The organism is Allocoleopsis sp. (assembly GCF_036703385.1).
GTDB lineage: Bacteria > Cyanobacteriota > Cyanobacteriia > Cyanobacteriales > Coleofasciculaceae > Allocoleopsis.
Genome location: NZ_DATNPA010000800.1, coordinates 1 through 21605, shown reverse-complemented (window position 1 = coordinate 21605; position 21605 = coordinate 1). Strand labels below are relative to the sequence as shown.

15 protein-coding genes are annotated in these 21605 nt (G+C 46.7%); 10 read left to right on the top strand and 5 right to left on the bottom strand.

Annotation, left to right across the window (positions count from 1 at the left end; genetic code table 11):
• A partial coding sequence (locus V6C93_RS37190) for a PAS domain S-box protein (protein ID WP_333481729.1) occupies nt 1–2632 on the top strand: 2632 nt, incomplete at its 5' end.
• A complete protein-coding gene (locus tag V6C93_RS37185) occupies nt 2629–4644 on the top strand; it encodes an adenylate/guanylate cyclase domain-containing protein (RefSeq protein WP_333481728.1) in 2016 nt (671 codons plus the stop codon). The genes V6C93_RS37190 and V6C93_RS37185, both read left to right, overlap by 4 nt.
• 66 nt (nt 4645–4710) lie before the next feature.
• Here V6C93_RS37185 and proX read toward each other — a convergent pair whose 3' ends face one another.
• Entirely contained in the window at nt 4711–6660 is a 1950-nt protein-coding gene (gene proX / locus V6C93_RS37180) for a glycine betaine/L-proline ABC transporter substrate-binding protein ProX (protein WP_333481727.1), read from the bottom strand.
• Nucleotides 6661–6699: 39 nt separating this feature from the next.
• Nucleotides 6700–7905, bottom strand: coding sequence for a glycine betaine/L-proline ABC transporter ATP-binding protein (locus tag V6C93_RS37175; protein ID WP_333481726.1), 1206 nt, complete (start codon nt 7903–7905; stop codon nt 6700–6702).
• Nucleotides 7906–8249: 344 nt separating this feature from the next.
• Between V6C93_RS37175 and V6C93_RS37170 the strand changes: the two genes are divergently transcribed.
• Complete coding sequence (locus V6C93_RS37170) at nt 8250–9803, top strand: radical SAM protein (RefSeq protein WP_333481725.1); 1554 nt, start codon at nt 8250–8252, stop codon at nt 9801–9803.
• A 142-nt stretch (nt 9804–9945) separates the two neighbouring features.
• A complete protein-coding gene (locus V6C93_RS37165) occupies nt 9946–10299 on the top strand; it encodes a hypothetical protein (RefSeq protein ID WP_333481724.1) in 354 nt (117 codons plus the stop codon).
• A 52-nt stretch (nt 10300–10351) separates the two neighbouring features.
• Here the strand turns inward: V6C93_RS37165 and V6C93_RS37160 are convergent, their stop codons facing one another.
• Nucleotides 10352–11224 (bottom strand): S-methyl-5'-thioadenosine phosphorylase, encoded by an 873-nt coding sequence (locus V6C93_RS37160; protein ID WP_333481723.1) that lies wholly within the window; start codon nt 11222–11224, stop codon nt 10352–10354.
• Nucleotides 11225–11434: 210 nt separating this feature from the next.
• Complete coding sequence (locus tag V6C93_RS37155; RefSeq protein ID WP_349262959.1) at nt 11435–11812, bottom strand: hypothetical protein; 378 nt, start codon at nt 11810–11812, stop codon at nt 11435–11437.
• 551 nt (nt 11813–12363) lie between these two features.
• Here V6C93_RS37155 and V6C93_RS37150 point away from each other — a divergent pair.
• The 3 genes from V6C93_RS37150 (at nt 12364) to V6C93_RS37140 (ending at nt 15639) form a co-directional block, all read left to right on the top strand.
• On the top strand, nt 12364–12768 hold the full coding sequence (locus tag V6C93_RS37150) for an SH3 domain-containing protein (RefSeq protein WP_333481721.1): 405 nt from the start codon (nt 12364–12366) through the stop codon (nt 12766–12768).
• Between the two features lie 251 nt (nt 12769–13019).
• Complete coding sequence (locus V6C93_RS37145) at nt 13020–15038, top strand: long-chain fatty acid--CoA ligase (protein WP_333481720.1); 2019 nt, start codon at nt 13020–13022, stop codon at nt 15036–15038.
• 151 nt (nt 15039–15189) lie between these two features.
• Nucleotides 15190–15639 carry a YlqD family protein gene (locus tag V6C93_RS37140; RefSeq protein WP_333481719.1) on the top strand — a complete coding sequence of 150 codons (450 nt, stop codon included), beginning with the start codon at nt 15190–15192 and terminating at the stop codon, nt 15637–15639.
• Nucleotides 15640–15905: 266 nt separating this feature from the next.
• Here the strand turns inward: V6C93_RS37140 and V6C93_RS37135 are convergent, their stop codons facing one another.
• Nucleotides 15906–16559 carry a hypothetical protein gene (locus V6C93_RS37135; protein WP_333481718.1) on the bottom strand — a complete coding sequence of 218 codons (654 nt, stop codon included), beginning with the start codon at nt 16557–16559 and terminating at the stop codon, nt 15906–15908.
• 648 nt (nt 16560–17207) lie between these two features.
• Between V6C93_RS37135 and V6C93_RS37130 the strand changes: the two genes are divergently transcribed.
• From V6C93_RS37130 to V6C93_RS37120, 3 genes are all read left to right on the top strand, one after another.
• Entirely contained in the window at nt 17208–17918 is a 711-nt protein-coding gene (locus tag V6C93_RS37130) for a YdcF family protein (RefSeq protein ID WP_333481717.1), read from the top strand.
• A 95-nt stretch (nt 17919–18013) separates the two neighbouring features.
• Nucleotides 18014–19327: a dihydrolipoamide acetyltransferase family protein gene (locus V6C93_RS37125; protein ID WP_333481716.1), complete on the top strand. Its 1314-nt coding sequence runs from the start codon at nt 18014–18016 to the stop codon at nt 19325–19327.
• 398 nt (nt 19328–19725) lie between these two features.
• Nucleotides 19726–21605 (top strand): NACHT domain-containing protein (locus V6C93_RS37120; protein ID WP_333481715.1); only part of this gene is annotated, 1880 nt, incomplete at its 3' end.

Sequence of the window (21605 nt, the reverse complement as noted above, 5' to 3'; positions counted from 1 at the left end):
GCATTGCTTTCTCTGGAAGCCAGAATTGGTATGGCTCCATGTCATGTCTGATTCTCTGATTGCGATCGCCTATTATTCCATCCCCATCACACTAGTCTATTTTGTCCGCAAGCGCGTCGATTTGCCCTTCAACTGGATATTTCTGTTGTTTGGAGCGTTTATCGTTGCTTGTGGTACTACCCACGTCATGGAAATTTGGACACTGTGGCATCCTACTTATTGGCTGAGTGGGTCGATTAAAGCCCTAACCGCTGTCGTCTCACTCTACACAGCTGTAGATTTGGTGCCATTAGTGCCTAAAGCGCTTGCTCTCCCAAGTCCGGCACAGATAGAGGCAGCAAACCGAGAATTGGAAAGTGAAATTAGGGAGCGCAAGCGGGTGGAAAAAGAACGTGATAACTTCTTTAATCTTTTACCCGAACTGTTGTGTATCACTAATTTTGACGGTTACTTTAAGTATGTGAACCCAGCCTGGGAAAGCACAACGGGTTTCACAACAGAGGAACTACTCGCCAAACCCTACATCGAATTTATTCACCCTGAAGACAGAGAAGCATTGGCTGCCGACGCGCAAAACGTTGCTCGCGGCATCGACACAACCTACTTTGAGTCTCGCCTCCTGTGCAAAGACAGCTCTTACAAGTGGATTGTCTGGAGTGCGAGTGCATCCATTGAAGACAGATTAATCTATGTCAATGGGCGAGATATCACCGACCGCAAGCAGATAGAGGCGAGGCTGGAGCTTCAAGGTGTAATAGTAAGGAATATGGCTGAAGGGGTTTGCCTGGTCAGAGCTGCCGATGGTGCGATCGTCTATGCCAATCCCAAGTTCGAGAGTATGTTTGGTTATGAATCGGGTGAGCTAAATGGAAAACCTGTGGAAGTATTGAACTACGCTTCAGATAAGCAGAATGCCAAACAGGTTGCCAGTGAAATAATGCAGCAATTAAATCAACGTGGTGAAGCGACGTATGAGATTCATAATATTAAGAAAGATGGCACACCTTTCTGGTGTAGATCTCACACTTCTAGACTTGAACATCCTGAGTATGGAACAGTCTATGTAGCAGTTCATGAAGACATCACCGATCGCAAGCAGGCAGAGGAAGTACTCAAACAGGCCAAAGAAGCCGCTATTAGCGCAGCGGCGCAAAGCGCAGCCGCCAACCGCGCCAAGAGTGAATTTCTGGCGAATATGAGCCATGAACTGAGAACCCCATTGAACGGGATTTTGGGGTACGCTCACATCCTCAAACAACGTTCCCAGGCAGAGCCAGGAAACGAAGCTTTAACTTCCAAGCAACAGGATGGACTGAACATCATTGAACAGTGTGGCGAACACCTGCTAGCACTCATCAATGACATTTTAGACCTCTCCAAAATTGAAGCCAGGAAAATGGAAATCCACCTAAGTGATTTTAATTTTCCTAATTTTCTTAACAATATTGCTAAAATCTGTCGTATCCGTGCTGAACAAAAGAACATTTCATTTAGTTACGAACCGCTTTCCCTTCTGCCCACTTTTGTCCGAGGCGATGAGCAAAAACTGCGGCAAATTTTAATTAACGTACTCGGAAATGCGGTTAAATTTACCGACACTGGCGAGGTAGTTTTCAAAGTTGGTTGTCACGAGGGGAAAATCCGGTTTCAGGTAGAGGATACTGGCATTGGCATCGCACCGGAACAATTGACAGAAATCTTCCTGCCGTTTCATCAAGTCGAGAACAGTCGCCAATGGGTGGAAGGCACAGGGCTGGGACTGGCGATTAGCCAGAAATTAGCGCAGTTGATGGGTAGTACCTTAGAAGTGAAAAGTACATTGGATTCTGGCAGTATTTTTTGGCTAGATTTAGATTTGCCTGAAGTACCGAACTTGACCTCAATTGCCGAAGCTAAGGAACACAACATTATTGGTTTCAAAGGGGAAAAACGCAAAGTTTTGTTGGCGGACGACAAATGGGAAAATCGAGCGGTTCTAGTCAATATGCTTGAGCCTTTGGGGTTTGAAATCATTGAAGCAACAGACGGTCTTGATTGTCTGAATAAGGCGCTTGAGTCTAAGCCCGATCTAATCTTGATGGACTTAGTAATGCCAGTACTAGACGGTTTTGAGGCTACTCGGCAGATCAGACAGTTAACAGAGTTCAAAAAGATTGTAATAATTGCCACCTCGGCTAGCGTTTTCGATTATAGTCAACATAAAAGTCGGGAAGCGGGTTGCGATGATTTTATCCCTAAGCCAGTGCAGGCACAGCAACTCTTGGAACAACTGCGGGTGTATTTGGGGTTGGAATGGGTTTATGACGATCTGGGATTAACGAGGATCGCTGATGCTGAATTAAGGGTTGCTGACGAAAATTTAGAGGGTTTTAAATCTAACGAGCAACCGATTACTTCAAGATCCCAAACCGAAAATCCCAAATTAGTTGCTCCACCTCCGGAGGAAATCGCTATCCTATTGGATCTAGCAAAGAGAGGCAACCTTAAGAGAATAGACGAGCAAGCGGCGCGCCTCGAACAGTTGGACGAGCGACTTGTCCCGTTTGCGTCGGAGCTTCGTCAACTAGCACAAGGCTTTCATGTCAAGCAAATCAGGGAGTTTCTCAAACCCTACATGTCAGAACGTGAATGAGTGTGGAAAATCCGGCAGAAGGCGTCATCTTAATCGTCGATGACACCCCGACTAATTTAGGGATGCTGTGCGATTTTTTGACCGACTCCGGTTTTGAAGTTTTGCTGGCAGTTGATGGTGAAAGTGCGATCGAACAGGCTATATATGCCCAGCCCAATCTCATTCTTTTGGATGTACTCATGCCCGGAATTGACGGGTTTGAAACTTGTCGCCACTTGAAAGCTAATCCGTCAACGCAAGATATCCCGGTGATTTTTATGACGGCGCTGGGTGAGACGGGGGATAAGGTGAGAGGGTTTAAGGTTGGAGCTGTAGATTATGTCACCAAGCCGATTCAGCCGGAAGAGGTTTTAGCTCGCATCACGAACCACCTAACTATTCAAAACCTGCAAAATCAACTCCAAACGCAAAATCTGCAACTGCAACAGGAAGTCAAGGAGCGCCAACGGGCGGAGGAGTTAGTGCGGCAGCAAGCTCAACGGGAACAGTTGCTCGGTGAGATTGTCCAACGGATTCGTAAATCGCTGAATTTAGAAGAGATTCTCAGCACAACGGTAAGTGAAGTGCGGCAGTTTCTTCAAACCGATCGCGTACTTATTTATCAATTTTTTGCCGACTGGAGTGGGGCGATCGCTGTAGAGTCTACCAGTACTGATGATCTATCTATCTTGGATACTACAATCTCTGACTCCTGCTTTGGAAAAAGCTATGCTCAGCGCTATCATGAGGGTCGCATTTTGGTCATCGAAGATATCTACACAGCGAATATAACGCCGTGTCACGTTGATTTTCTTGCAAGTATTCAAGTCAGGGCAAACTTGGTAGTTCCCATCCTACAAGGAGAACAGTTGTGGGGCTTGTTGGTAGCTCATCACTGTTGCGAAGCTCGGCAGTGGCAACAGTGGGAGGTTGATTTTCTACAAGCTTTGTCTGGATCGATCGCGATCGCTATCCAACAAGGGCAACTCCATAAAAAGCTCCGGCTTGCCGAACAGCGATATCACAGTATAGTGGAAAACGCGATCGAGGGCATTTTCCAGACCACACCCTCCGGACGTTTCTGGAGCGCCAACCCCTCACTGGCACGGATTTTAGGCTACTCTTCGCCTGAAGAACTAATGATTTGTATCAAAGATATCGCACAGCAAGTTTATGTTGACCCTAACCGCCGAGACGAATTCATTGCTGCTATGGAAGTGGACAATGCCGTTTTTGAGTTTGAGTCTCTGGTCTATCGTAAGGATGGGAGTACGATTTGGGTGATAGAAAATACCCGTGCCGTTCGTGATTCCACTGGGATGGTGCTCTACTACGAAGGCACTCTCTCCGACATTACGCCACGTAAGCTGGCGCGGGAAGCCCTGCGTTATCTGCACAACCAATCGGAGGAACTACTGCTCAATATCTTGCCTGAACCGATCGCACAACGCTTGAAACTGCAACAAACGACGATTGCTGATAGTTTTGAAGCAGTAAGCGTTCTGTTTGCTGACATCGTTGGCTTTACCGAGTTTGCAGCGCGAACATCTCCAAAACAACTGGTTGAGATTCTCAATCTAATTTTCTCGAAGTTTGACCACCTGGCTGAACGGCATGGTTTGGAGAAAATTAAGACGATTGGTGATGCCTATATGGTTGTCGCTGGTGTGCCGACGCCTCGTCCAGATCATGCAGTAGCGATCGCTCAAATGGCGCTGGATATGCAAGCTGAAATGGTGAGAGTAGCAGAGGAGACGGGTGAAGCGTTCCAACTCCGGATTGGCATCAACAGTGGTTCAGTCGTCGCGGGCATCATTGGCATCAAAAAGTTCATCTATGATTTGTGGGGCGACACCGTTAACGTTGCTAGCCGCATGGAATCCCAAGGCGTTGACGGTGCCATTCAGGTGACAACCGCCACCTATGAACTACTACGGGATAAGTACCTGTTTGAGGAACGGGGCGTTATCTTTGTCAAAGGCAAGGGAGATATGATGGCTTATCTGCTCACTGGCATGCGTAGCGCCAGATAACCACAGGATCAAGGACAGATTTGAGCAGAGAGTGTGTTGGGAGCAGGAAGCACCTTTTATTTCACTCTACCAGTTATTTGCCTTTCCAATAGCTTGAGTGATGCGATCGAGCAGGATTGCCAACAAGACAATTCCTAGTCCCCCCACAGCCGCCATACCCACATCCAAACGCCCCACGCCTTGTAATACTGTTAAACCCAGTCCTGGAACTGCAATCATTGAAGCAATAACCGACATCCCCAGAGCAAACAACACAGTTTGATTAACTCCAGCCAGAATAGTTGGTATAGCGAGAGGAATTTGCACTTCCCACAAGATTTGTTTGGGCGTTGAACCAAAAGCACAAGCTACCTCAACAACCTCTGGAGAGACTTGTCGAATACCCAAATTAGTAAAGCGAATTAAGGGGGGAAGAGCGTAGATAATAGTTGCAATTACCCCCGGAACTTCTCCAATCCCAAATAGCATAATTACCGGAACAAGATAAACAAAGGTTGGCAGGGTTTGCATGGCATCAAGGAGTGGTAGAAACGCTTGCTCAAATCGATCGCTCCGCGCACAAGCCACACCCAAGGGCATGCCGACTATGATGCAGAATATAACAGCCGTAACGACTAGGGCAAGGGAAACCATAGCTGCTTCCCAAAGCCCAACAAAGCCAATTAACGTTAGGGCAAGCAGACTGTAAATTCCTACACCTTTTCCGGCAACTTGCCATGTCATAAAGCCAACCAGCAGTAGAGAAATTAGAGGGGGAATTGCCAGCAATAGACCGCGAACTTCTTTTAGTACCCAACTGATAGGAATACGAATAGTTTGGAATAAGGGACGAAAGTTGTCTACAAGGAAATTAATGACGGCTGTAATCCACTTATCTAGAGGAATGGTGTAAAGCTGGAAGGGATTTAATAAGATATTCAGTCCTTCTAAATTTTTGTTATTAGCATTGTTTCCTATAATTGAGGATGTTTCTCCTCGTTTGTTGCTGGTCTGATTTATTTGCTTTAGCCACCCATCAAAAAGGTCTTGATGCTGCTTAACCCATGCTTCGGCATGATGACGAATATCTTCCGGTTTATTTTCACCTCTTTTAATACGAAAGCTTTCAAAAATCATATCTTCAGAAGGGATTTTAGCTAGTTCAAAGAAACGTTTAGCAGAGGGATTTGTTGCTAAGAATTTCTTGTTAGCAACAATCCGATATCTACCTTGAACCATCCCCAGATTTTTCCCGTTTACAGATGTATCTTTTGTAGTAATCTTTCCATTGCTCTGGCGGGCGGAAGTAAAAGGAACTTCCAGCCAGATCGCATCTCGATCAACTTTCAGCACATCACCCAACCAGAAAGGACTATAAGCGTAGAAAAAAATCGGTTTTCCTTGTTGGTAACGAGTTAAGGCATCTGCAATTAGAGCGGTATAATTTCCTTTATTGATTTCCACAGTAGCCCGCAGTTTGTAAGCATCCAGATGATGCTCCATTTCTAACTCACAACTCCAACCCGGATCGCAACCTACCAGATCGGCCTTACCATCTCCATTGGTATCAAATAGCTGAGCAATCTTTGCGTCTTGAAATTGTTGTAAGTTAGTAATATGATATTTATCAGCAGTTTTTTTATCAATCTGATAGCCCTGTATGAGCGGAAAAAGCAGACCTACTTTCTCCAGCTTTTTTTCACCGCCAGCATTTTGATAAAATTGATTATGTCCAGGTTCTCCAAAGACTGGAGCAATATCCAGATCACCATTGGCGACTGCGGTATAGAGAGCCGGATATGCCGCCGCTACTAGTGGCGTTGTTTTGTAACCGAGTCTCTCCAACCCAATGTTGATAATCTCAGCTTGAAACCGATCGTCAATCCAATCGCTCGTCCCTGAACGAATCGTAACGCCCTTTCCAGGTAGAGCAGAGTCTGTAGTGATTTGTGCCAGAGAGGAAAAAGCGATTAAACCGATCAGCAATAGAGTTGCTAGAACTAACAAAGTCGATTGTTTCAGGAGTTGTCTGAGCATACATTTGCTTCTACAGAATTGACGCTGGGTTGCTCCTTTTTAGTCAAAAGCTCCACTAGACTTCTTGCTAAGACTAGCAAGGACATCTGCCTGTTCTAAAACTCCCTTAAACTTTCCTGTTTCATCAACCACTACTAGGCTTTGTTCGTTACCGTAAAAGTGAAAAATATCCTCTAAAGGAACTTGGGCTTCAACCTTGGAAAAGTTCGTTTGCATTAATTTAGTGATGTCTTTAACTTCTTGCTGAATCGCCAGATCGAGTTGTTGCGGCTCGACAAAACCGACAGGTTCTCCCAGAGGATTGAGTACATATATTCGCTGGAGGTTTTGGCTTTGTATCTGTTTGAGTGCTACTCGATCAGAATCTTGACCAAGAATTAAGGAAATAGTTTGACGAGCAATCGTTCCAGTTTTGAGGATTTGCCCTCGATTGAGATCTTGAATAAAGCCACGGATATAGTCATTAGTGGGTTGATTTAACAGTTCTTGTGGAGTACCGAGTTGAACAATCACCCCCTCTTTCATCACCGCAATGCGATCGCCCAGTTTCATTGCTTCCTGGGTGTCGTGGCTAATGAAGACAATCGTTTTGTTCAACTCTTTCTGGAGTCTTAATAATTCATTCTGCATCTCCCTTCGAGTTAACGGATCGAGAGCGCTGAAAGGTTCATCCATCAGCAAAATCTCAGCATCCGTTGCCAAAGCACGAGCCAGTCCAACCCGTTGCTGCATCCCACCACTGAGAGCGGAAGGCTGGTTATCTGCCCATTGAGCTAGCCCAACAACTTCCAAAGTTTCCAAAGCTTTTCTCCGACGTTGGGTTTTGCTCATCCCTCGTAACTTCAGCCCGTATTCCACATTATCGGCAACTGTTCTATGAGGAAATAAGCCAAAATGCTGAAACACCATTGACACTTTGGTTCGGCGAATTTGACGAATTCGTTTTTCATCTACATGGGTAATATCCTCATCATCAATATAAATATGTCCACTGGTTGGGGCGATCAAACGATTAATACAACGAAGGAGAGTAGATTTACCAGAACCTGACAAGCCCATAACTACAAAAACTTCACCCTGATGGATGGTAAAAGACACATCTGCAATGCCGAGAATCTGCCCTGTGGCTTGCAAGATAGCCTCTCGATTGGCTCCCTTCCAAAACAGCTTAAGTGCAGGACGACAATTATCTCCATAAATCTTTATGAGATTTTCGATGCGGATTTTGGCTTCAGGATAACTCATGCTTTACGCCATTTCTCCAGATAGTAGTTCCAAACAGTATGGAGGGGTAATGATGAAGAAAATCAGAAATTTCGTTCATTTTATATATTTCTTATATTAGTTTTCTGTTATCCTTTAATTTTATAAACTATTGGCTCACCAACTTGTTTTATAGCAGTTCTCAAATGGGTGAAGTACAATCATCACATCTCCTGACTCCTGGCTCCTGACTCCCTGGCGCTAGGTGTACTCCATGCAACTGAGAACCGCTATATCGCGTCAAAGAGTTGGGAGTGTGACGAAGAGTCGGGAGTGTAACGGCTCGAGAACCTCCTACTGTCATTCAACATAATACACCCTGAATTATGGTACCTAAAGAGTCTCCAACAATTGGACTGATTGAAGTTCCAGCAACAGGACTATACGATGCAGAAGGCAAAAATTGGACTTCTTTATATAGACATCGTTCCTTAATCAGCAAGCAAGTTTTGCTACCTGACTTGCAAGCAGGAGGATTTGATGCCCAATTGGTCAACCTCAGAGATGACAATTATAGTGAAGAATTTGGAGAGGTTGTCTGGAAAGGGATGACCCTGCGGAAAACTTACGTTGGCGGCAAAATTTCCGCCCTCGATCCCCACGCATTTGATGCTTGGGGAATTACAGTTAATTTCTCCCAAGACCGTCAAGTCACTTGTATGCTGATTGAGCATCTGGCTAAGGGAGGTCGTCCCATTGTCGTTGGCGGATCGGATGCTTTCGCTGAACCACACCACTACTTGAAGGCGGGCGCAGCAGCAGTTGTTCAGGATAAATCTGGGGCAGCGAATTGGGCTATTTTTGATTATGTACTCGGAAAAACCCCACGAGAAGAACTCACGGGTGTCATTCTCGCAGATGGTAAACAGTATCCCAGGAAGACTAAAGCAAAAACTCCAGATGAGTGGGCACTACCGTCGGTGGAAGTGGCACGGGAATGTTTAGGGACACTCCCCAATGTCCAAGGATTTGTACCAGTCGGTTCGTTGGTGGCTGACATTGGTTGCGATCGCACCTGCGATTTTTGCATGACACCCACCTACGGCACGGGCTTTCGGAGAATGTCCCCACAAACAGCCCTCAAATGGTTGGTTATCCAGAAAGAAGCGGGAGCTCGTTCGATCAATATCGGTTCCGATCAATTCCTCGCTCGTGGACTCTTTCCTGAGGGACGACAAGAGATCCTCGAAATTACCAATGGTGCGCGGGAGATGGGAATAACTCTCATGTGGCCCAATGGTTTAGAACTGAGGAAAACCACTCTGGGTGCTGGGCGTAACTACGAAAGCACTGACCTCAGACCTGACGAAGAATTGATTGAAGCACTGTTTGGCTGGGATGGCAAAGTTGGTTGTCCTTTGGCTTATATCCCAGCCGAACGTCCGGTTTTTGGACGAGAAGCATACAAGAAGCTCCTGCCGTGGCAGGAGCATTGTACGTTGATGAAATCTGTAGTCAGAACTGGTGTACCTGTCATTGCTTATGGCATCATTATCGGACTACCCGATGATGACCATGAGGATTTGTTACGTCTTGAGGAAGCGATTTCAGAACTCGTGGATGAACTGGTAGAGATTAACCCTCAATTAGAATTTCAAACGTCGTGCTACAGCATTATTCCCTTGCCCGGAACTCCGCAAGCTTATAACTTACGCAAGACAGGAATGCTACAGTTTGAAGACACCTGTCTTTGGGGGGTATGGACAACCACTTCCAAGACTAATCACCTTAACTACGAGCAGGTTTCCGATTGGCAAATTCGTCTATCTAATATTCGGAGAGCACCGTCTCAATTTACCAACTATAACGGTGAATATTCAGGGATGGTTAATGAAGCTTCCTCTGACGATTCAAAGATTGCATTGGCGAATTTGAACTAAACACCGCCCTTTTGGGCTGCCCCCACTTACAGCGATTTGCATAGGGACTTGCAGATAAAAAAATCCAAATGCTTTTTGTGGGGGATTATCATCAGGTTTACTTATCACCATAAGCTACGAGAGAACCAATGCCATTAACATAATGGGCGAAATTAGCGATATGGATCGGGTCTTAAAGGTTTACAGAAATTGTGATGAGTATCTGGAAAAGGCATTTAATCGCGCGGCTGAAGGTTTTGAGGAGGTTGAAAATAAGAATCGCTGTGATGTACAGCAACGGAGTACACAGGACTATGCCAACCGCCGACAGTCAGAATTGAAGGAACGCATTGAGCAGTTCCGCAGTGAAGGCAAACTTCAGATGATTCCGGCAACAGAAGGATTACTCAATAAGGTTAATCGAGAGTTAGACATGAAGTTGAGAGCGATCGCGCAGCGCCAATATATCAGCCTGGATCGGGTTCAATTAGCCGCAGGCGTTATTTTTGTTGAGTAAGCCTAATGTGCCAGAGGCGATCGCTCCCGTCGATTAATCCCTATCCACCCACTCACAAATACTTCTTCAATAACAACCCCAACTTCTCTTTTGTTGCCGCCGGAACCCGATCCAGTTGGGTCAAAATCGCATACTTTAACGCCGAATGCGCCTCCGATGCAGGTGGATTTTCAACCAATCGCCGCACGGTTTCTTGAATCACCTTCTGAGCATTCGTCGAATTGCGTTGCAGATTCGCAATCACCATCTCCACCGTTACACTGTCATGATCGGGATGCCAGCAATCATAATCCGTCACCAGTGCTAAGGTGGCATAGGCAATTTCCGCCTCTCGCGCTAGTTTCGCCTCCGGCAAGTTTGTCATACCAATGATGGTTGCACCCCAACTGCGGTAAAGATGCGACTCAGCTTTCGTGGAAAATGCTGGCCCTTCCATGCAAACATAGGTACCCCCTCGATGCAGCGTAACATCGGGTAACTCAAGACTGGCAACCGCATCCGCTAAAACTCCAGCCAGATTCGGGCACACAGGGTCACCAAATGTAATGTGGGCAACAATTCCATCTCCAAAAAAGGTGGAAACCCGATTTTTCGTCCGGTCAATAAACTGATCCGGCACCACCATATCCAAGGGTTTAGCCTCTTCTTTGAGAGAACCCACCGCTGACGCCGAGATGAGATACTCTACACCCAACTGCTTCATCGCATGGATATTCGCTCGGAAGGGCAATTCAGAGGGCATCAAGTGATGATTACGACCATGACGTGCTAAGAAAGCGACTTGTGTCCCCTCCAGGGTTCCCACAATCAAGGCATCAGAAGGCTCACCAAAGGGTGTGTCTAAAAACACCTCTTCCACATTCTTGAGGGCTTCCATCTTATAAAGCCCACTCCCACCAATAATGCCAATCTTTGCCTGAGCCATCGTCTTTGCCTTCTACCTTGCTGTAACGCCAAGTTATTTTAGCGGCAAACTGACGACAATCAGCAAAAAGCCAGCTGACTCACGGAAAAATTTTCCAAAGCCAGCTGTTTGATGACAGCGGTATCTAGTTTTTTGCGATTAGCTTAAGCGACTGGCTTTTGCCATCGACTATCCTTCACAAAGATGATGCCAAGCATCAAACGGCTTAAGTTAAACAATTCCTGGCCCCTTACCCCGTCGGTCACCATCCATCGTTAACTGACCGTCTTTATCTTCGTTAATTTCTTCAAATTCTTCAGTGCGTTCAGCTTCTAGTTCCTCTTCTTTTCCTCGTAAGTCACCCGGTTCATTGACATACATTTCGGGTTCAATGGCAAAGTTATCAATCAAACCCTCTTTGTCTACCGTAAAGCCGTGGGTTTCTGGTCTATCATCCTGAGGATTTTTCTTGAAGTCTGCTCCTTCTCTGTCTTTCCGGGCTGCGGTTTCGGCAGGGACAATTCCGCGATCATAGTTATCGCCTTCTACACCAACTTGAGGTTTGGGCAATCTTTCTTCTGTATTCACTGGGCTTTCCTCCAATAACATTGGTTTGTTATATGCAATACCTTAGAGCCATACTTAGATACAATTCCTCCATCTTTGGACTTAATTTTTTGCTTAATGCTTGATTTTTGTTAATTATTAAGGAATTGCCATCATTAATTAAATAGTGAAATTGGAATCAAAACAATCTTATCTTTATCTATAAGAATTACATATAGCTGCACGGCTTTCATCGAAGTCACAACTGTTATCTCTATCATCGGAGTGATAACAAAATAAGATTTGGGGTGTTGGCAATTCCAAGTCTCCTTAGAGTTAACCCTTCACTAGCCAAGGATTTTTATTATCATCAAGCCGGCGAGGAAAGACGATTTTGGTGCTCTTGTTATATTGACAAACCTCTCAATATCAACCCTTAGCGGCAGCGAGTCAGTTAAATTAATAACGATTTGTTTGATTCTTTCTACAGTTGAATTTTACAAACGAGCGACTGGCAAGGGTTCTAAAAGCCAAAATTCAAATTCTAGAGTCCAAAATGGTATAAGCTGATTTGATAGTATTACCTAAAAATTAGCTCTAATCCCCTCAGAACAATGACCCATTCGGGAAAATCTCTAACTGGTGCAGCGCTACTGTCTTTCTTTGCCATTGGCTTACCGTTGTTCTCCAATAAAATGGCAAATGCAGAAATGCCAACCTTACCCAATCAATGGGCGCTGATGGCAGATCAGAGCGTTTGTTCATTTATTACGGAAAATAATGTGAATATCCGCAGAGGCCCCGGCGTTCAGTACCGAACTGTCGCTAAACTCAATAGGGGAGATGGTGTTCGAGCCGTGCGGCGATCGGGTAACTGGGTTCAACTAACTGGAAGAGTAACGTCGCCCCCTGGAAAGACTCCGGAGGTGGTTAAACCCCTGAGTGGTTGGGTCAGCAACAAATATATTAATGGGTGTTCCGAAGATCAATTTGATCGCTGGCGGCACTCAGGCAACTAACCTCTTGTTTCCGTGACCTCCACGGTTTTTTTGGCATGTTGTATCGATTACATACTAGTTGAGCACCAGTCCAGTAAAATGCATTGACAAAAGAGACGAAATATGAAATAGGCAGTCTGTCAACTAGGGTTCACGAGAGTTTTTGCTGGAACGAGTGGCAGAATCAATACTGTCCTCTCAGAGTATTTATTCTGGCTCAGCGCAGGATTATGGTAAAAACACAAACAATCGACTATTCAGGGAATTGACTTATGTCGAACGACCACCCTGCTCACCGCCTTACCCAGGAAGAGAGTAATAACCTCAAACGTGCTGCCGATTATTCTTCCGTGCAGTCCCTGCCTGAAATTTGGCCTCTTGCTGCTCAACGCTTTGAGAATATTGTTGCTCTCAAAGACCCTCATAGTGTAGGAGCGCACGGTGCCAAACCTTCGAGCCTCACCTATGCCCAGTTATATCAACAGATTCAGCAATTTGCGGCTGGGTTGCAATCACTGGGGTTGAAGACAGAATTGGATGAGACAGGAATCCCGACTCGGATTGCTCTGTTTGCCGACAACAGTCCCCGATGGATGATTGCTGATCAGGGCATCATTACAGCAGGGGCGGCAAATGCGGTGCGTAGTGCTCAGGCAGAGCGTGAAGAACTGCTCTATATACTGGAAGATAGCGGTAGCATTGGTTTAGTGGTGGAAAACCTTGCCCTGCTGAAAAGTTTACGCGATCGCTTAGACTCTCTCCCCCTTGAGTGGGTGATTCTCCTCTCCGAAGAAAAGCCGCCAGAAGGCGAAACACTGAAAATTATCAACTATGCCGAATTAATGGCGGCTGGGGCATCTCACCCCCTGAAGAGTGTTACCCATAACCGGGATACTTTAGCCACCCTACTCTACACCTCCGGTACCACCGGCAAGCCCAAGGGCGTCATGCTGACTCATGGTAACTTGCTGCATCAAGTCATAAACATTGGTTCCGTATGGGTACCGGAACCGGGCGATAAAGTGCTTTCCATCCTCCCCAGTTGGCACGCCTACGAGCGAGCAGCTGAGTACTATATCCTTTCCCAAGGTTGTACACAGATTTATACGAACTTACGCAACGTCAAAAAAGACCTCAAAGAATTTAAACCTCAATTGATGGTGGGTGTACCCCGACTGTGGGAATCCATTTACGAAGGCGTGCAAAAGCAGTTCCGCGAACAGCCGGCCTCTAAGCAGCGATTGGTACAAAACTTCCTAAGCGCAAGTAAACGCTACATTGAAGCACGGCGTCTAGCGCAGGGATTGAGCTTAGAAAACCTCCAACCTTCAGCCATCCAACGACTAAAAGCTAGTGTCCAAGCCGCTGCCCTCTGGCCTGTTCATCAATTGGCAGACAAGATAGTTTATCAAAAAGTTCGCGAGGCAACCGGTGGACAAATTAAGGAAGTTATTAGCGGTGGCGGTTCCCTAGCAAGGCACTTGGACGACTTTTTTGAGATTATTGGTGTAGACGTGTTGGTGGGCTATGGTTTGACAGAAACCTCTCCCGTCACCAACGTGCGTCGTCCTTGGCGTAACTTGCGCTATAGTTCAGGCCCACCGATGCCTGATACAGAAATTCGGATTGTTGACCCCGAAACCCGTCAGCTACTCCCTCAAGGACAGCAGGGTTTAGTTCTGGTAAAGGGACCACAAGTAATGCAAGGCTATTACAACAAACCCGAAGCCACCGCTAAAGCCATTGATTCGGACGGTTGGTTTGATACGGGAGATTTGGGTTGGGTGACACCCGAAAATCACCTCGTGCTGACCGGTCGGGCGAAGGACACGATTGTGTTAACCAATGGTGAGAATATTGAACCACAGCCCATTGAGGATGCTTGTCTACGCAGTGATTATATCGATCAAATTATGCTAGTGGGTCAAGACCAGCGATCGCTCGGTGCCTTAATTGTGCCAAATCTTGAAGCCTTACAGAAGTGGGCTGCTTCTCAAAATCTAGACCTGCCTCTTCCTGATTCTGCGTCCCGTCAGTCTAATGCACCTCCAGAGGAGTTCCGGACAGCTATTAACCTGCATAGTAAAGAGGTTCAGAGCTTATTCCGTAGCGAATTGAACCGAGAAGTAAAAAACCGCCCAGGTTATCGGCCTGATGACCGAATAGGCCCTTTTGAGCTAATTTTAGAGCCATTTTCCCAAGAAAACGGCATGATGACTCAAACGTTGAAAATCCGGCGACCCGTTGTTATGGAACGTTATCACGATATTATTATCGGGATGTTTGCCTGATTCAGGTGAAAAGTGAGGGGGGCTAAATTATGAAGGATGAAGTTCAGGCTTGAGTCTTCATCCTTGAGCCCGTGTTATTCTCTCTTTCGGTGTTCCTCCGGAGTAGGACACTTCAAACTGTTTAACCTTCAGATCTACTGACGCAACAGATATGGACGAATTTAAGTCAAACTTACTCTTGAAGCGACCGGTCAATATCAAAGCCATCGTTACCCCCCGATGGAAGGAAGAGGTTCAGCAGCAACTTCAAGCGCAGATTAACCAAATTGACTCTCAGCTGCAACAACTCGATATGCAGGGGCAACGAGCGATCGCAGAAATCCAAAAGCAAAACTTGCAACCTCCTGGGCCGCAGGTGGCGCAGCAAATTGAGAATATCCAAATGCAGGTCAATCAAAAGAAGAGTGAACTGCTAGAGCAAAAAAATCAGCAGTTACAGCAACTGCAACAAGTACAGATGCTGGAACTGGATCAGGAAGTGAGTCAAGGTCAGATGGAAAGCTATTTCCGTGTGGAACTGGGGGATAACCTAGTGCGAAAAATGAATGTAGAAATTCTTCTGCGGGATGGAGTAGTAGAAGAAATTCGCGGGGACGTCTAGGCCGCGCTAGTAGAGTGGGGTGATCGCTGGAGTACGCATCTTATTATGCAGGGTCGAATGGCACGAAGATAAGGAAGGTCAGAGAATTCCTCAACTCTGTCCCAGGATGATCAACAAACCTTCACCTGCGGACTTTGTCCCGCTACGCTATTACTAGAATTCCGACCCCGTTCGGAATCCGTCCCGCTTTGCTATCATCCCCGAATGTTCTTAACGGAGTGTCATTCGATTCAGGGTCATCTACAAAGAGACAAGCATAGAGAATGTTAAGAGCAAAGTTTCATTGACCAATCTTGATGACCTCGCCCCGGTTGACAGGTAAACTGGGAGCCAGCCCATACCATCTTCCACTGCTTGCCTGTCTGGGAGGATTTTGTTGTGGGTACTAATTCAGCGCGATACCGAATTGCACGCACCGAATCATCCGCAACACCGGTCTGGGTGACAATCACCACAGCGCGATCCGGTTGGGGATACTCGACTTGTATGTCTCGCGAACCGCCTTCTGAGTCAACGTCACCAAAAGCTGCAACTGCGATCGCTTTTGGGTCATTGCCAATCACAGCCTTGTCCTTGGCAATTTTGGTTAGTTCCATAGCTTTGTAGTTCTCGCGATCGCTTTGAACCTTAGCCGAAGACTGCACAGAAGACTTAGATTTTGAAGACTCTGGACTCAGGTTGTGGGTGGGTTGACGGATGGGTGATGGACTGACAGAAGACGTTGTTTTCTGAGGAAATGGACTCGGACTAGAGCTAGGAGAAGTTCTTGGCTCCTGTGAAGTCGCGCTTGCTTCTGGCGTTGCTACGGTTTCACTCTGATTAACAGAAGCTTTTGGTGTCACATCGCTCGGACTGCAAGCACTCAGCGTCATCGCCATACCAGCGAGTACCACGAGAAGAATTTTAAAGTGAGATGACATGGTAAGTATGTGGGTAAAAATAAACGCAACACTTGGGTACCGCAGCTTTAGTTAGGACGGGTATGGAACTCTTAATACTATGGGTGGGTTTTGTTGGTTAATTATCGGCCTTTCCCCAGGAATATCGCGTTAACCCGCTCTGACACAAGTATCCACAGCTTAAGATTCGCTACGACATCATCCTTATTTTTTTGCGCCTACTGATTTATTCAACGGTAGTATTGCTGAATCAGGGAATGATACACAACATCATGGCTAAGAAACAGAAGTAGAGACTATAAAACTTCTTTTCCCCCTCTTCCCTTCTGCCCTCTGCCTCCTGTCCTCACTAAAGCTCCGGTCTGCCTTTCTTTGTAAGAAGTCCAAGCCTCCTACCCAGCTATCCCAGCCCTTTATCCCCAAACACAAGCCAAACTTCCAATAAAACCCGTTACTGTCGCCGTGCAATAGCAAGATGCATGGCAGCTCTAAGCTTGATCGTCAATGTAGCCGCCTAAAACTATAGATGCTATAAATTACTCATGGCAAGTCTGGCTAGAACTTTGAATGTTTGAGTCAAGTTTGTGCGTCCGAGCCCTGAATAAACTGCCAATATTCCTTCCTGGGTTGCAGGCAGCATGGATTAATAAGCCTCTAATAGGAACCCTAGTGCTATTAGTTGTTTTTGTTATTCTTTTCTGGGGAATTAAGCGTGCTCGATGGAGACATTGGTTCAAAAATCGTAAAGGATTTTGGCTACTATTTGGTTTGACGGCTATTTTGCCGTTATTAGTTTTTTTTGCCAGTGATTTTTTGGTGCTTTTCCTGCCATCTGACCCTGGGACAAAAGCAGATGCAATTGTGCTATTGGGACGGGGGGCAGGAGGATTTTATACAGACAGAGCTGATCTGGCTGCTAAACTTTGGAAGGCTGGGCGAGCGCCACTGGTTTTTGCAAGTGGAATTGATGATGCTCGCAGTCTGCTCGAGCAAGTAGAGGAAAAAGGTATTCCTAAGCGAGCACTAGATGGTGAAAATTGTTCTTTAACTACAGCCGAAAATGCACTTTTCTCAGCGGCTATACTACAGGCGCAGGGAAGGCAGCGGATTCTGTTAGTGACAGACGAACCCCACATGTTGCGCTCAATGCTCGTGTTCCGCGCCAATGGTTTTACCGTAATTCCCCGTACTACTCCTCTGCCTTCTTACCTGAGCTTTAGGGATAAAACCTTTCTCATGTTTAGAGAATACGGAGGGTTAATCGGTTATGCTTTACAAGGGCTGTATTTTCCACAGAAGTCACTGACATCGAGCAATTTAGATGTTTTAGAGCTAGTTCAAAAAGCTCGAGAATACGGCAAGCAGCGAAGCCTCAAGTGAGGAAGGTTTATTAGTGAGCCGTTCCTCAAGCTACAATGCAATTTGCATAAGTTCTTACTATCTCACGCCACGTAAATTTTAGATATACCAACCCCATGATCCACGAAGTTTTTATGCCCGCCCTCAGTTCCACAATGACCGAAGGCAAAATTGTTTCCTGGGTGAAATCTCCAGGCGACAAAGTTGAGAAAGGCGAAACTGTGGTGGTGGTTGAGTCGGATAAGGCGGATATGGACGTTGAGTCCTTCTATGAAGGTTATCTGGCTGTCATCACGGTACCAGCAGGTGAGTCGGCTTCTGTGGGTGCCGCGATCGCACTTTTGGCAGAAACGGAAGCCGAAATTGAGCAAGTCAAACAACACGCAGCTCAATTAGGGCAAGGCGCTGCGGCTTCCAGCACTCAAAAAGACACGGCACCCACACCGACACCCGGACAAGTAGAGGCAGCCCCAGTGGCGGTTCAAGACACCCCCAGCATTCGCAATGGACGGATTGTCGCCTCGCCTCGCGCTCGTAAGTTAGCCAAGGAACTGAGCGTCGATCTGAACACGATCAAAGGTAGTGGCCCTCATGGGCGGGTTGTTGCTGAGGATGTGGAAGCTGCCGTTGGGAAAGCGAGTACTCCCGCACCTGCGCCAGCTGCGACGACAACAGCACCGAAACCAGCCTCAGCCCCTGCTCCAGCTGCTCCTGCACCTCGTCAAGCACCCACCCCAGCCGTTCCCGTTGCTGCCTTGGGTGAAACCGTACCGTTTAATACGCTGCAAAATGCGGTGGTACGGAATATGGTTGCCAGCCTTCAGGTGCCTACTTTCCACGTTGGCTATACCATTACAACCGATGAGCTGGATAAGTTATACAAAAAAATCAAGTCCAAAGGCGTGACGATGACGGCACTGCTGGCTAAGGCCGTGGCGGTTACTTTGCAAAAACATCCTTTGGTGAATGCGAGTTGTGTAGAACAGGGCATTCAGTATCATAGTTTCATCAATATTGCTGTAGCGGTGGCAATGCCCGGTGGAGGGCTGATTACACCGGTCTTGCAACAAGCTGACCAAGTTGATATCTATTCCCTATCTCGCAGCTGGAAAGATTTGGTAGAACGCGCCAGACTCAAGCAGTTGCAGCCGGAGGAATATAGCTCTGGTACCTTCACTCTGTCCAATTTGGGCATGTTTGGGGTTGACCGTTTTGATGCTATTTTGCCCCCAGGACAAGGGTCAATTTTGGCGATCGGAGCTTCACGCCCCAGCGTTGTGGCAACGGAGGAAGGAATGATGGGTGTGCGGCGTCAGATGCAGGTGAATATCACTTGTGACCACCGGATTATCTACGGTGCTGATGCGGCAGCGTTCCTGCAAGATTTGGCGAAGTTGATTGAAACCGATCCGCAATCACTAACGCTTTAGACTCCCCTAACCTCCTTGTATAAGCTCCGGCTGATTAAGGGGGGAAAGAAAAATCTAGGGTAGGTAACTGCCCAAGTTATTGCGATCGCCTGTTGGTGAATCCCAAATCTGACCTCTCCCCCAACCCCTCTCCTATGAGGAGAGGGGAGTCCGGTTCCCCCTTCCCTACTCGGGACGGGGGTTAGTTTTTAAATCTAATCACAGTATCATTGCATTTTTGTCAATTATTTTGTAGGGTAGGCGAGATGCCCACCACACAACCACCACACAACCACCACACAAGAAGTAGCTGGTCATTGGCTGAAGCCGACTAGAGAAACTGATTTCCGGTTGGTAGTCGGGTTAAGATGCTGATCTATTTTTGCCAGAATCTTATTGGCAAGATAGGAGACTAGGCAATGGGAATGAAGCTCTCGCTCTGGAGGATTTTGACTACCGATATCCGAGAGCTGAACTGGGGGCAATCGGTGGAGGTAACGAAGACGGGAGCTGAAGCTGCCAAAGCTGTATTTGATTTGGCAAAAGCCCTTAAGGAACAATCACCCAACGCTCAAGCCCTTAAACCTTATTTAGAACAATTTTCCTCGCTGCTAGATGTTCTCAATGCTCCCTTGGGTCAAGTGGCTGGGGCAGTGATTCCCTTTGCACCACTGGCGATTACCCTCCTCAAGCTGATTGCTGACGCGACGAAGAAAGAGCTGAGTTTGGAGCAGTGTATGGCACTGGTTAGCCAAGCGGCTTACCTGGAAAGCTTTCAAGCTATTCTCAAAGATGAGCCGGAATTAGTAGCGCGAATTGGTCATTCTCCAGCCTCTAAATCGGTTGAGCGGGAGATTGAACAACTGGGCAAGCGGGAGTTCGAGGAGCGAGAGGCGAAAAAAGCTATTGTTTATTTCCACGAATCTCAACTGGCAGAGGCATTCAATGAGGTTTTACTGCAACGGCTCATACAGGCGGGATTGCCAGAGACAGAGGCAAGAACGTTAACTGAAAAAGTGGCACGAAAAACCAATGAGTATCTGATTCCTGCACTGATCAAAGTTGGGGAGTCGGTGGAGCGATTGGTGAAATGGTATAGCGCGGGTGGGAAGGAGCAGCTAGAGAAGTACCTGAGTATTGAAGAGTATTTGGATACGGAAATTCGCCCTAAGCCCGATGAATACATCTTTGATGAAGAAGATGAAAAGCAGATTACCTTTCGGGATTTGTACGTGCCGTTAAAAGTAAAACTGCTCGATATCAAAGGCGAACCTATTCCAGACACAGAGCTGGTTGATATTGGGGAGTGGGTTAGAGCAAGACTCGATAACTTCCCTAAAGACAAGAACGTCTTGTTTATTCAGGGCGAAGCAGGGCGCGGAAAGAGTGTGTTTTGTCGGATGTTTGCGGATAAAGTGCGGCAGGCGTTGCACCCAACGTTTACCCCAATTGTGATTCGGTTGCGGCATTTGCGATCGCTAGAGAATAACCTAACCGACACGTTGGAGAATTACCTAGATACCGTTGATTTTGTCAAAAGCGATCGCGGCTGGCTTACAGATAAAAATACCCGGTTTTTGTTTTTGCTGGATGGGTTTGATGAGCTGTTACTGGAGGGACGCTCTAGCGGGGGAGTGCAAGAATTTCTAGAGCAGGTGGAGATGTTTCAGAGGGGTAGCCATCATCGGTTTTTAGTCACGGGGCGTCCCCTGGCACTGCAAGGAATTGAGCGGCTGCTCTCGCAAACAAAAAGCTTGGAACGAGTGGCAATTGAGCCGATGGGTGACTCGATTCGGCAAACCTGGCTGGACAAATGGGCGGCTAAAGTGGGGACGCAAGAAGCCTCTGAATTTCAGCAGTTTTTGCAGGCTTGCCCAGCGGAAATTCAAGACAACCTGGCACGAGAACCCTTGCTACTCTATCTCCTGGGACGAATGCACCGGGAGCAGCATCTCAACGTCCAGAAGTTGGCTGAGGCAGAGGGAATCACAGCAAAAATCCGCATTTACGATGAGTCGGTGAAGTGGGTACTCGACAAGCAGCGCCAGGATGAAAACTTGCGGTTGGCTGGACTGGAGAGCGACGATTTGCGACGCTTTATGACTGAGGCCGCGTTGTGTGTGGTGCAATCGGGGAATGAATGTGCCAAAGTTGCCATGCTAGAAGCACGACTTAAAGACAGTAACGACCCAGTTGTGGAGTTAATTCAGAAAGCCAGAGAACAACCGTCTCTCGCCGATAAGTCAGAAAAGGAGGTACTCAAAAACCTTTTGACTGCGTTTTACATCAAGCCCACTTC